This window comes from Microcystis sp. LE19-131.1A (genome assembly GCF_027532015.1).
GTDB classification, from domain to species: domain Bacteria; phylum Cyanobacteriota; class Cyanobacteriia; order Cyanobacteriales; family Microcystaceae; genus Microcystis; species Microcystis ichthyoblabe_A.
This window is the reverse complement of the sequence record NZ_JAPZSS010000157.1, coordinates 55,762-67,948: the sequence shown is the minus strand read 5'-3', so window position 1 is coordinate 67,948 and position 12,187 is coordinate 55,762. Positions and strand designations below refer to the sequence as shown.

9 protein-coding genes and 3 pseudogenes are annotated in these 12,187 nt (G+C 45.6%); 6 read left to right on the top strand and 6 right to left on the bottom strand.

Features of this window, described 5'->3' with window-relative positions:
- Window positions 1–182 precede the first annotated feature (182 nt).
- Window positions 183–350, top strand: a complete 168-nt coding sequence (locus O9323_RS12645; RefSeq protein ID WP_238142111.1) for a hypothetical protein — start codon at window positions 183–185, stop codon at window positions 348–350.
- A 27-nt stretch (window positions 351–377) separates the two neighbouring features.
- Here the strand turns inward: O9323_RS12645 and O9323_RS12640 are convergent, their stop codons facing one another.
- Complete coding sequence (locus O9323_RS12640; protein WP_103113048.1) at window positions 378–1,769, bottom strand: MlaD family protein; 1,392 nt, start codon at window positions 1,767–1,769, stop codon at window positions 378–380.
- Window positions 1,770–1,799: 30 nt separating this feature from the next.
- On the opposite strand from O9323_RS12640, the pseudogene O9323_RS12635 reads away from it, so the two are divergent.
- Window positions 1,800–2,036 (top strand): annotated as a pseudogene (locus O9323_RS12635) (formylglycine-generating enzyme family protein); the annotation flags it as partial.
- Between the two features lie 33 nt (window positions 2,037–2,069).
- Here the strand turns inward: O9323_RS12635 and O9323_RS12630 are convergent.
- A pseudogene (locus O9323_RS12630) lies at window positions 2,070–2,159 on the bottom strand (type II toxin-antitoxin system HicB family antitoxin); the annotation flags it as partial.
- A gap of 17 nt (window positions 2,160–2,176) precedes the next feature.
- The gene (locus O9323_RS12625; RefSeq protein WP_002750720.1) at window positions 2,177–2,668 is read right to left on the bottom strand and encodes a DUF29 domain-containing protein; all 492 of its coding nucleotides are present in this window, start codon (window positions 2,666–2,668) and stop codon (window positions 2,177–2,179) included.
- A 148-nt stretch (window positions 2,669–2,816) separates the two neighbouring features.
- Here O9323_RS12625 and purL point away from each other — a divergent pair, with 148 nt between their 5' ends.
- Entirely contained in the window at window positions 2,817–5,087 is a 2,271-nt protein-coding gene (gene purL, locus O9323_RS12620; protein WP_288125222.1) for a phosphoribosylformylglycinamidine synthase subunit PurL, read from the top strand.
- Between the two features lie 137 nt (window positions 5,088–5,224).
- Window positions 5,225–6,688 (top strand): amidophosphoribosyltransferase, encoded by a 1,464-nt coding sequence (gene purF, locus O9323_RS12615; RefSeq protein WP_149107442.1) that lies wholly within the window; start codon window positions 5,225–5,227, stop codon window positions 6,686–6,688.
- Between the two features lie 8 nt (window positions 6,689–6,696).
- Here purF and O9323_RS12610 read toward each other — a convergent pair whose 3' ends face one another.
- Together O9323_RS12610 and aroA are read right to left on the bottom strand one after the other, a co-directional pair.
- Window positions 6,697–8,412: an ABC transporter ATP-binding protein gene (locus O9323_RS12610; protein WP_288125221.1), complete on the bottom strand. Its 1,716-nt coding sequence runs from the start codon at window positions 8,410–8,412 to the stop codon at window positions 6,697–6,699.
- 195 nt (window positions 8,413–8,607) lie between these two features.
- Window positions 8,608–9,948: a 3-phosphoshikimate 1-carboxyvinyltransferase gene (gene aroA, locus O9323_RS12605; protein WP_002750738.1), complete on the bottom strand. Its 1,341-nt coding sequence runs from the start codon at window positions 9,946–9,948 to the stop codon at window positions 8,608–8,610.
- 372 nt (window positions 9,949–10,320) lie between these two features.
- Here aroA and O9323_RS12600 point away from each other — a divergent pair, with 372 nt between their 5' ends.
- A complete protein-coding gene (locus O9323_RS12600; RefSeq protein WP_288125220.1) occupies window positions 10,321–10,863 on the top strand; it encodes a peroxiredoxin in 543 nt (180 codons plus the stop codon).
- A gap of 33 nt (window positions 10,864–10,896) precedes the next feature.
- Here O9323_RS12600 and O9323_RS12595 read toward each other — a convergent pair whose 3' ends face one another.
- Complete coding sequence (locus tag O9323_RS12595) at window positions 10,897–11,754, bottom strand: glycosyltransferase family protein (RefSeq protein ID WP_288125219.1); 858 nt, start codon at window positions 11,752–11,754, stop codon at window positions 10,897–10,899.
- A gap of 207 nt (window positions 11,755–11,961) precedes the next feature.
- On the opposite strand from O9323_RS12595, the pseudogene O9323_RS22670 reads away from it, so the two are divergent.
- Window positions 11,962–12,153: pseudogene (locus O9323_RS22670) on the top strand (D-alanine--D-alanine ligase); the annotation flags it as partial.
- Window positions 12,154–12,187 lie beyond the last annotated feature (34 nt).

Sequence of the window (12,187 nt, the reverse complement as noted above, 5' to 3'; positions counted from 1 at the left end):
GAGAAGATGCAAGGGTGATGCAAGGGTGATGCAAGGGTTTTAAGAGATTCTAGCAGATTTAAGTGCATTTGGGAAGCTCTCAATCAAGCTAAAAGCCCTTTCCTGTAAGGTTTTTACCATTATTCAGCAAACCCTATTTAGAATTATCCCAGAGACTGTTAATCACTGACAATAGAAGTACCATGCCCAATCATTTAAAAGATCATTGGAACACGGGAGGTCACACTTGGGGAATTATTTGGTTACGCCCTAGCGGTACAATTAGTCAATGGGCTGAATCAATGATTTTAATCTGGGAATTAACAGAAGCTGAAGAATGGATTGATCGCTTAGATTGGATTCCTTTATGAGGAACTAAGGTGATTTTTCAAACACATTTAATCATTTATTTCGGGGCTTTTTCTGGGTTTCTTAGGGTCTTTTTCTGGGGTATTAGCGGCGGGATTTGGGGCTATTGTCGCAATTTGGGCGGCCATTCTTGTCATTGCTTGACCTTGGGCGAATTCCTGCTGTAGCTGTTCGCTAGAAGAAACCAAACGACTTAAACCCTGAATTAATCGGATAATTTCCTGTCGCAGTTGCGGATTACCTGTAATTTCATCCACATCCGAGGTGATTTTCTGAAGATTGGCAAAAGCGGCACGAGAGGAGTCGAGGAGTTGCTGTAGGGTGACAACAGTGGCAGGATCGGAGAGATAAGCGGTAAAATTTCCCAAATTTTCGCTTAATTTAACAGCATTTGCCGAAATAGTGTTTAAATTGTCGATAATTTGGCTTTTCTGCACTTGTGTCAGAATCGGATCCAAAGCAGCGAGAGTAGTTTGTAGGCGATCGCTGGTAGTTTTGATACTATCGAGAGTGGCAATTAAACGATTTTGATTAGCTGCCAAAAAAACCCGCAGTTCTTCGGTAGTTTCTCCCACCAAAAGCAGCGTTTTTCGGGCTTCTACTAGGGTAGCGTCTAAATTTCTCAGGCCGCCACTTCCCTGTAAACTTCTCAGTAAAGTAGTCGCTTCCTGACTCAATCCCCCGACACCGGAAAGATCACTAGAAAGGCGATCGAGGGAACCGGATACTTGCGGTAAAGATTCTAGGGATCTCATACCCGAATTAAGTTTACCTAGAGTACCGCTGCGACGTACCTCGCTTAAAGCGGTGGTTGCCTCACCACTAAAGCGATCGAGTCCCCCCAAGGCATTGGCAGCGCGTTGGGTAAAGGAACGAAATCCGGCCACCATATCGGGATCACTAACTAGATTAGAAATTCTCAGTAAAGATCTGATCAAGGTATTGACATTTAGCGCCGATTGCCCTTGTAAACGGGAACCGTTACAGATAATCACTTCCCCATTGCAGTTAGGACTCAAAGGGGGTTCTTTGACACCACCGACGGGTAAAGCTTGCAGGGGAGTAATATCGATCGTGGTTTCACCGACTAAACCGGATTGAATGGCTTCGATGAGGGAATTACTGGGAATTAGGCGATCTGCTGGCGAAATCTCCACTTCTACGGCGACTCCCTCCGGTTCTGGGGTAATTGCCGTCACTTGCCCGATTCTCACTCCCCGATAACCGACGCGGGTTCCCACCATCATGCCACCCACATTAGGAAAAAGGAAGCTGGCTCGATAACTGCGTCCCCCGAAGCTAAAATTACTTAACCAAGCGACAAACCAGATTAATATTCCCCCCGATGCCAGTAACATTAAACCGATACCACTTTGCCGCAGAGTTGGGGAAATCCCTCGTTGTGAACCGCCAGCTTCCATAAATAATTACTCCTCATCTCTACACAGTATCAGGATACACAAAAACAGGTTTTCTCGAAAATGATCGGTGAGTTGAACGGTTATAAACAAGTGTATCAGCTGCAGCTGGAGTTAGATAATCTGGAACAAGAAGCGATCAAAATGGCCAAAGTAGCCATTAATCTAGAACAATACCTAAAACCAATTATTGGACAGTTTCAAGGCTTGATCGATCGCGTAGTGACCATTGACGGGGAACTTTCCCCCAGTGTCAGCGAAAAAGATGCCTCTAGTTTAGCAGTTGGATAGATTTTCTTATATACTTTTTCCCCAAGTATGACAACTGGGGAAAGCTGGAACGGTGGCACACCATAAATCATCCTCTTGCCAAACAATAACTTTAATATTCATCTTTAACTTTTTTGTTCTTATACGTCGAAGTAATGATCGATATCAATCGGGAACCACTCCCCATCTAATACCTGTTCGAGGGAGAAAGGAGGCTCGACAGGAATCGCATCGCCAGTGACGGTTTTCGCTTGTATTAGGGTTTTTCGAGCGTTCGAGTAGGCTTTTTGAAAATAATCCCGCGCATGGTTACTGAGAGTAGTGGTTTCTAGCCATTCTCCTAGTTGAGTTCGGAAACTGGCGATTTCTCCTACCCAGTGACAGACGTTGCGTTCTCGCTCCCGTTCCGATCTGTGATAAGCTAACTTAAACAGGTGTTCGATAAGCTGGGTTAATAAACTCTCTACAGCCCGTCTGTCACTTTTCCCCATGCACTCCACTTCCTCGATCAGATTTTCCCAGTCCACCTCATCAAACTTTTTTAGCTTTAAAAGTTCGGCGGTTTTTGAAGCCCAGAGAACAAAATCCTGATCGTATAAGGCTTTCATTGATAAAGCTGTTTCTACTGCCATAGTTTCGTTCCCACTGATCATAAAACTATGTCTTTAGCTTAACTTTACTAGCGCAAACCTTTTTAACTTTTTTGTCTTTCACTAAGCAGTATAACTCGATCTCATCAGACGTTATACAATAAATCTTGTCCCTCGATCGCATTGTCCCATGACTACCCCCTTCACTGCCGCAGAAATTGCCTCAGAAGGCATCAAACCCGAAGAATACGAAGAAATAGTCAAAAGACTGGGAAGACACCCCAACAAAGCCGAATTAGGAATGTTTGGCGTGATGTGGTCGGAACACTGCTGTTATAAAAACTCCCGGCCGCTGCTCAAACAATTCCCCACCACCGGCGAAAAAATTCTCGTCGGACCGGGGGAAAATGCCGGAGTAGTGGATTTAGGCGATGGATTGCGATTAGCCTTTAAAATCGAGTCCCATAATCATCCTTCTGCGGTGGAACCGTTCCAAGGTGCCGCTACCGGAGTCGGAGGCATCCTGCGGGATATTTTTACCATGGGGGCCCGGCCCATTGCTATCCTCAACTCCCTCCGTTTTGGTAACTTGCAAGATGCCCGCAATCGTCGCATTTTTGCCGGAGTTGTGGAAGGAATAAGTCATTATGGCAATAGTGTCGGCGTTCCCACGGTGGGCGGTGAGATATACTTTGATAATGCCTACAATGGCAATCCCCTAGTTAATGCCATGGCTTTAGGGCTAATGGAAACCGAGGAAATCGTTAAATCCGGGGCAAAAGGTCTGGGAAACCCAGTTTTATACGTTGGTTCTACCACCGGCCGCGACGGTATGGGAGGGGCGAGTTTTGCCAGTGCCGAATTAACCGATAAATCGATGGATGACCGGCCCGCGGTGCAAGTGGGCGACCCTTTTCTGGAAAAATCCCTGATAGAAGCTTGTTTAGAGGCATTTAAGACCGGTGCGGTGGTGGCGGCCCAGGATATGGGGGCTGCTGGGATCACCTGTTCTACCTCCGAGATGGCGGCCAAGGGAGGGGTGGGAATTGAATTAGACCTCGATAAAATCCCCGTCCGGGAAACTGGGATGGTCCCCTACGAATATCTGCTGTCGGAATCCCAAGAAAGAATGTTATTTGTGGCAGCATCGGGACGAGAAGGCGAATTAATCGAGATTTTCCATCGTTGGGGACTTCAGGCTGTGGTCGCTGGCCAGGTAATTGCAGAACCGATCGTCCGTATATTATTTAAAGGGGAAATTGCCGCCGAAATTCCGGCCACGGCCCTAGCGGATAATACTCCGATTTATCATCGGGAATTACTAACAGAACCGCCGGAATACGCCCAAAAAGCTCAATTATGGCAAGATAGCACGATTCCTATTCCCGAATCCTATAACGAGATTTTATTAAAACTGCTGGATAGTCCCTCGATTGCCTCAAAACGCTGGGTTTATCGTCAATATGATCATCAAGTCCAGAATAACACCGTTATTCTCCCCGGGGGGGCCGACGCGGCCGTGATTCGCGTGCGTCCTCTGGGTGCTAATCCCGCAAATTCTCGACGAGGTGTAGCGGCGACTACAGATTGTAATCCGCGATACGTTTATCTTGATCCCTATAACGGAGCTAAGTTGGCCGTGGCGGAAGCGGCCAGAAACCTTAGTTGTGTTGGCGCTGACCCCATTGCTGTCACGGATAATCTCAATTTCGGAAGTCCAGAGAATTCAATCGGTTATTGGCAATTAGCCACTGCTTGTCAGGGTATTGCCGAAGCTTGTCGGGAAATGAATACACCGGTGACTGGGGGTAATGTCTCTTTGTACAACGAAACCGTTGATGCAGCTGGCAGCCCCCAGTCTATTTATCCGACTCCCGTGATTGGGATGGTGGGATTAGTGCCGGATATCGGGCAAATTTGCGGGCAAGGTTGGCAAAAAGCGGGGGATTTAATCTATCTTTTGGGTTTCTCCTTGCCAACTATCGGCGCTTCCGAATATTTAGCCGTTATTCACGGTTTGGTGACGGGAAAACCGCCGGTAATTGATTTTGAGTTAGAAAGAAAGGTACAAGCGGCCTGTCGTTGGGGAATTCGCGCCGGTTGGGTGAAATCTGCCCACGATTGCGCCGAGGGAGGTTTAGCCACTGCTCTGGCAGAATGCTGTATTAGTGGGCAGTTAGGGGCGGAAATTGACCTTTCTTGGCAGCATCAGGGCCGTTTTGATGCGGTATTATTCGGGGAATTAGCTAGTTGCATTATCGTCTCCGTTTCCCCCGAAAATCAGCAAGATTGGGAAGAATATCTAAAGACACAATTGGGAGACTATTGGCAAATAACCGGCAAAGTTAGCGAAAAAAGCGATATTCTTTTAATTCTTGACCAGAATAAACAACCGGCGATCGATGTTAGTCTAGAAACTATACAGCAAGTTTGGTCAAAAGCGATCGAAAGAAGGCTGTAATCTTGAGGCCGTCAGCTAGATAAGATGGCCGATTATATCGGTAAATAAAGGCTGATAGCTGATAAATAAATCGTTAAAAGAAGATTAAGATCGGTTAAGATTTTGTTACCAAAGTATTCTGCAGCCCCAACCCTCCCATGTCTAGCCATCCCGACTCATCTGTATCTTTTGCCAGTGTCGATAAGCCTGAAGAAGCCTGTGGAGTTTTTGGACTCTATGCCCCCGAGGAAGAAGTAGCAAAACTGACCTATTTCGGACTCTATGCCCTGCAACACCGAGGACAGGAATCGGCAGGTATTGCCACCTACGACGGGGAAACGGTGCATTGTTACAAGGAAATGGGCTTAGTTTCCCAAGTTTTTAACGAAACTGTCCTTAAAACCTTGCCGGGTACTCACGCCGTCGGTCATACTCGTTACTCTACCACCGGTTCTAGCCGTCGCGCCAATGCCCAACCTGCCGTGATCGAAAGCCGTTTAGGTAAACTTTCCTTAGCACATAACGGCAATTTAGTCAATACTTTTGAGTTAAGAAATGTATTAGAACAGCGCGGTTGTGATCTCGTCACCACCACCGACTCGGAAATGATCGCCGTCGCTATCGGTCAGGAAGTGGATAGTGGCAAGGATTGGATACAAGCGGCGATCGATGCCTTTAGTTATTGTAGCGGGGCTTACAGCCTTGTTATCGGCACACCGACGGGAATTATCGGGGCGCGGGATCCCAATGGTGTCAGACCCTTAGTAATTGGGGTTTTGCAAGAAGAAGGCAATCCCCCCCGTTATGTTTTAGCTTCGGAAACCTGCGGATTAGATATTATTGGGGCCGATTATCTGCGGGATGTGCAGCCGGGGGAATTAGTTTGGATTAGTGAAGATGGCTTATCTTCGGTGGATTGGGCCATGAAACCGGAGAAAAAATTATGCGTTTTCGAGATGATTTATTTTGCTCGTCCCGATAGCATTGTTCACGAGGAATCTTTATATACTTATCGGGTACGTTTGGGGGAACAATTAGCCAAAGAGTCGCCGGTAGAAGCAGATATGGTAATGGGAGTTCCCGATTCGGGTATTCCGGCTGCGATCGGATTTTCGCGCATTTCTGATATTCCCTACGCGGAAGGATTGATTAAAAATCGTTATGTGGGACGGACTTTTATTCAACCAACCCAACACATGAGAGAGTCGGGGATTAAGATGAAATTGAATCCTTTAAAGGATGTTTTACAGGGAAAAAGAGTTATTATTGTTGATGATTCGATCGTGCGGGGAACCACTAGCCGGAAATTAGTTAAAGCTTTACGCGATGCCGGAGCAAGAGAAGTTCACATGAGAATATCTTCTCCTCCGGTGACTCATCCCTGTTTTTATGGCATTGATACGGACAACCAAGAGCAATTAATTGCGGCAACTAAATCGGTGGCCCAAATTCAGGCACAAATCGGGGTGGATAGTTTAGCTTATCTCAGTCACGATGGGATGTTAACAGCAACGAAAGAAGATCCGAAAACCTTCTGTACTGCCTGTTTTAATGGCGATTATCCGATTCCTGTACCTGATAATGTTAAGCGATCGAAGTTGATTTTAGAAACAGTTAAATAGCCTCACGGCTAAATCCTCTGAAAACAATCGGCAATTTCCTGGGGAGTTAAAAGAGAATTGGGATAACCAGAAAGTTGTCCTAATTTTTGTGCTAATAAAACTGCTTGGGGTGGAGTTAGATAGGTTTTGGCCAAGAGATCGGTTTGATGATAAGCTTGCCGGATTGGGGCATCTAAAAGAATAGTTCCTTGACCCATAATAATTACTCTTTCGGCGTATTCTGGCATTAAATAGAGGTGATGGGTGATCACAATCACCGTTTTGCCCATCTGGTGTAATTGACGGCTCACATCTAAAATTGCCTTAGCCCCTTGGTAATCTTGGCCGGTGGTGGGTTCATCGAAAACAACTATACGCGGTTCCATGGCTAAAATTGCCGCAATCACTACCCGCGCTCGATCGCCTTTCGGTAAGGAGAGAGGATGATAGGAGCGATATTCTAGCAATCCCATGGCTTCTAGACTTGCTTCCGTGCGTTGGATAACGATTTCTGGAGAATAACCGAGATTAGTCAGGGCAAATGATACTTCTTTCTCGACAGTGGTGTTAAAAATCTGATTATCGGGATTTTGGGCTACATAACCGATCGAGCGAGCTAAATCACTGACAGAAAAGCTACCGGTCGAACGTCCGTCAATCATAACTTGACCAGTGGTTGCCGAGAGAAGATTGAGAAAATGCTTGACTAAAGTGCTTTTTCCTGCGCCATTTTGACCGATAATCAGCAGATATTCCCCTTCGGCAATATCGAGGGACACATCCCGCAAAGCGGTAGTACCATCGGGGTAGGTATGGCAGAGATTTTTTACCCTCAGTATGGGGTTTAAGGGGTCAGAAACCGACGATAAGGGAGGGTTTGGGGTGACAAGATGATAAAAGGATTTAAGCTCGTTTAAACGGGCAAAACCGCGGTCTAGGGTGACAGGAATCGACTCAATCGCCCCGATTTTCTGCTCGATCAAGGCAAAAGTAGTGGCCACTTGCGGGGGACGCAGGGCATTTTCCTGTAAAAGTTGTACTTGGGAGTAGATCTCTGCTGGGGTTCCCATGGCTTCGATCGCACCCTCCCTTAATAGTACCAGGCGATCGGCATATTCGGCCATTTCCTCGGCCGCGTGGGAGACCATCACAATGGTGACACCGAGATGGCGATTTAACTCCTTAATGGTGGCGAAAACTTCCTGGGAGCCTACCGGATCCAGTTGGGAGGTGGGTTCATCGAGAATTAACAAAGCGGGCTGAACTGCGAGGGCAGCGGCGATCGCTAATCGTTGTTTTTGTCCTCCCGATAGTTCCCCCGGCGATTTTTTTTCCATTCCCTCTAACCGGACTGCCGCTAAAACTTTGGGAATACGCGCTTTAATTTCCTCTCGCGGTAGCCGTAAATTTTCTAAGGTAAAAGCGATTTCATTTTCTATCGAAGTGGCTAAAAGTTGCGTTTCGGGATCTTCAAATACTGCCCCCACATAGCGGGCCAAGGTGCTAACGGGATGGGTTAAAGTGTCTAAACCGGCTACTTTTGCATAACCAAAAAAACGCCCTCCGTAAAATTGGGGGACAATACCGTTAAGAGTTAAACAGAGAGTAGTTTTTCCTGCACCTGTGGGCCCGATAATACCTAAAAATTCGCCTCGATGAATTGCTAAAGAGATATTTTTAAGCACTAGATTGGAGGATTCGGGATAAATATAGGAAACTTTCTCTAATTGGGCGATGATTTCCATTATCGGTGGGGAATAGAAGACGGGAGAGGGGTAGATAGGGAGATATTTTTCAGGGAAATGGGAGTTAGGGACGCTTCTATTTTCCGCTATTTCGATCGATGAACTTGATTATCACACAGGCGGCCTACTACTCTGTGATTTATCCTGCAATTTTACCAGTTACTCCTCGCCCGTTCGCAGAAAAACTTAATATTTTTACTCTTGACAAATTTGCTGTAAGGTGCTAAAAAAATCGGGGTAGGAAATGCCGGCCGCTTCAGCGCGATGGATAGTGGTGGGTTGACGGGAATGGAGGGCAGCGATCGCTAGACTCATGGCAATGCGATGATCGGTAAAACTGTCCACTTCCGCGCCTAATAGGCCCGTACCGCCGGTAATCTCTAAACCATCGGGTAATTCCCTTACTTTTGCCCCTAGGCGATCAAGTTGGGTGGCCATCACCGTCAGGCGATCGCTTTCCTTCACCCGTAATTCCTCGGCATCCTTGATAATTGTCGTTCCTTGGGCAAAAACCGCCGCTACTGCCAAAATCGGAATTTCATCGATCAGACGGGGTATAATCTCACCAGCGATCGTGGTTGCCTGTAGTTGACTGGATTTCACCCGCAGATCCGCCACCGGTTCTCCCGTCACCACCCGTTGATTTTCGAGGGTGATATCTGCTCCCATTGCCTGTAAAACCTGTAAAACTCCGGTTCTAGTCGGGTTTATTCCCACATTTTCGATTAATAACTCGGAATTAGGCACTATTGCCCCCGCTACCAACCAAAAGGCCGCCGAACTGATATCCCCCGGTACAATCACCGTTTGTCCAGTTAAAGTGGGATAACCCGTCACCGTGACGCTATTAGTCTCCCCATCCACCTCAATATTTGCCCCAAAAGCGCGCAGCATCCGTTCACTGTGATCGCGAGATAAAGCGGGTTCCGTGATCGTGGTTTTCCCCTCCGTTAACAGTCCAGCGAGGAGAAGACAGGATTTCACCTGTGCAGAAGCGACGGGAGAATAGTAGTGGATCGGTTGCAGACATTCCCCAGAAACGGCTAAAGGAGCCAAAGAATTGGCTTTTCTGCCCCAAATTTGCGCCCCCATTTCTTTGAGGGGTTTCACCACCCGGGACATGGGACGCGATCGCAGGGAAGCATCACCGGTAACGACAAAAAAACGGTCCTGATGACCGGCCAATAATCCTAACATTAAGCGGATCGTCGTGCCAGAATTGCCCGCGTCGAGGATTTCTAAAGGTTCCTCAAGATTGCCTAAACCCCTACCTTTGACGATCACTTTCTCGCTGTTGAGTTGGGAAATTTCCACACCCATGGCACGAAAACAACTAGCGGTACTGCGGGGATCTTCGCCCAATAATAACCCATGAATAACGGTTTCTCCTTCGGCGATCGCTCCTAACATCAGGGAACGATGGGATATGGATTTATCGCCGGGGATAGTGATTTTTCCGCGTAATCCCGTGATTTTGGCTGGATCGATGACTAAATCTTGATGGGATTGAAGGGGGTTAAGGGTGACAATAGACATGATCGTTAGGCAGATGAAGACAAGCTCGATCTATTTTCCCTCTTTACCTCGCCCTTTCCTTGTCAAGTTATGTAAAGAATATTAAGCTAGAAGCATAACCTCTTGTCCCCTAACCCTACGATTTTTTACTAAAATGACTGCTATAATCATTTCAGATAAGTCTGATACAATCTATAGCGTTTCTGATTCACAAGAGGTACATTCCCGATCCTGAACAGCTTAATCAGCAAAGGTTTAAGTGTGCCACACAGATGCGATAACCGCTATAGACCAGTTAAACCCTTATGAACTCTGGCATTGATATTCTCAATCTTAGTTGAAATGACTATAACTGATAACTGATAACTGATAACTGATAACTGATAACTGATTATGTCTCGTCGTCAACTGTTGAGTTTTTTAAGCGTAGTAATTCTGGCATTTTTTGCCCTTATTCCCGATGCTAACGCCTTAGGAGGCCCCCAACCCCCTTTAAATCAACCGGCACCCGATTTTACCCTACCGACTAACACGGGAGAAGGGAATATTTCCCTATCGGATTATCGGGGTAAGTGGGTAGTTTTATATTTTTATCCCAAGGATTTTACCCCGGGCTGTACCCTAGAAGCGCGGCGTTTTCAGCAGGATTTGCCGAAATATATGGCTAAAAATACGCAAGTTTTAGGGGTAAGTGCCGATGATGTCGATTCTCATGCGGAATTTTGCGACTCGGAGGGTTTAAAATTTCCCTTGCTGGCAGATACTACCGGAGATGTTAGTAAAGCTTATGGTTCTTGGATGGGTTATGTTTCCCTGCGTCATACCTATCTTATCGATCCGCAGGGGATTTTAAAAGAGATTTATTTAGGGGTAAATCCTGCCATTCACAGTGCCGAAGTTTTAGCACGTTTAGAGGAATTACAGGCGACTTCTTGATTTTGACAAGCAGGAATGATTTGGCATAATTTTTCATAAGCGCCATGTTAAATGTCTAAAAATAGCGAAACCGAGAAAACGGAATGAGTAGTTATTGCGGTGAAGTGTAGCCAGACGCAGATATTTACCCGCAAGTAATCTCCCAATGCCTTTAATTCTTGCTTGTAAACGTTCCCACCAAAAAGCCAGCCAAGGACTCTTTTTTCCTTGAGTATAAATTGGTAAAAAAGCTAAGGAACCATAAAGTACATCTGCTCTATGAGCTTTGCTTAAATTATTGCGGTAATGTTCCAGATTGGGCAAACCACCATGTTCTCCGTAACAGCGAAAGGGCAGATAATTTTTAAGCTTTTGCTCTCTTAATAGAGCATCAATAGTTGAATCCCAAGAAGAATAGGATTTCGGACCTGGATTTTGCCTAATTTTTTCTTCTAATGTTATGATAATTTTTGCTGCTTCTGGGGTAACGATATAGGCAACAGCAGAGGTAGAAAATCCAGTGGCAAAACCTTCGGGTGATACATAATAAACTTGAGGAGCGCAAGTATATAGCCAAGCAATACCCACATTTTTTTTATTAGGATTAAATGGTAAAGGAAGTTGACTGATGCCCACCACGGGAACAAAATCAGCTTCGATAATTAAAGTCGGTTTATTTTCCTGAATAATACGTTGCCATGCTTGGCAATGATTAAGAAGACAAAGGTAGCTATTGGAATAACCCTTATATTCTTCTAGGTGTTTTTGTCTAAGAACTTCGCAATTAAATCCCCCTTCCCGAAAACAGGATTCTAGTGCCTCTGTTGGCTCTTTATAGGCGATGATAAAAACCTGATCGATATAATCACTTAAGGTAGTAGATTGTTTTTCTTCTTGGGTGAGAGTAACCATAATTTTATCTAAGATACTTGACTTTACATTTTATATTCACTAATTTCGGACATCTAGGCTGCCAAAGCGAGAGGATTTTTGCACAAGCCGTTAATTTAACTAGACTTAACATCATTTTGAACTATTGTCAACCCCGCCCATAGTATATATGAAGGTCGAAAGCTGATCTAGTCTCTAGATTACTCCTGGTAAAAACAGGAGCTATCTATCAATTCGGCTCGATGGATTCTGCAAGCTTTTAATTTTCCCGAAAATCTTGACAAATATGCGGTTATACCCTTCTGTATCGATAAAAATGGCTGTTGACATTCAGAAGCCACCCCTAGACAAATTTTAACCTCTGGACAATCCCTGGCCATTGAGAGCAAGATAAAAGTCAATCTTTGGCAATTTCCTCCCATTGACTGGGTTTAAAAAAAATCCCGACCACGAT

Coding starts and splice junctions, on each gene's coding strand:
- purF (WP_149107442.1), top strand. CDS start 5,225: ATGTCTAGCCATCCCGACTCATCTGTATCTTTTGCCAGTGTCGATAAG.
- O9323_RS12595 (WP_288125219.1), bottom strand. CDS start 11,754: ATGGTTACTCTCACCCAAGAAGAAAAACAATCTACTACCTTAAGTGAT.
- O9323_RS12625 (WP_002750720.1), bottom strand. CDS start 2,668: ATGGCAGTAGAAACAGCTTTATCAATGAAAGCCTTATACGATCAGGAT.
- O9323_RS12645 (WP_238142111.1), top strand. CDS start 183: ATGCCCAATCATTTAAAAGATCATTGGAACACGGGAGGTCACACTTGG.
- aroA (WP_002750738.1), bottom strand. CDS start 9,948: ATGTCTATTGTCACCCTTAACCCCCTTCAATCCCATCAAGATTTAGTC.
- O9323_RS12610 (WP_288125221.1), bottom strand. CDS start 8,412: ATGGAAATCATCGCCCAATTAGAGAAAGTTTCCTATATTTATCCCGAA.
- purL (WP_288125222.1), top strand. CDS start 2,817: ATGACTACCCCCTTCACTGCCGCAGAAATTGCCTCAGAAGGCATCAAA.
- O9323_RS12640 (WP_103113048.1), bottom strand. CDS start 1,769: ATGGAAGCTGGCGGTTCACAACGAGGGATTTCCCCAACTCTGCGGCAA.
- O9323_RS12600 (WP_288125220.1), top strand. CDS start 10,321: ATGTCTCGTCGTCAACTGTTGAGTTTTTTAAGCGTAGTAATTCTGGCA.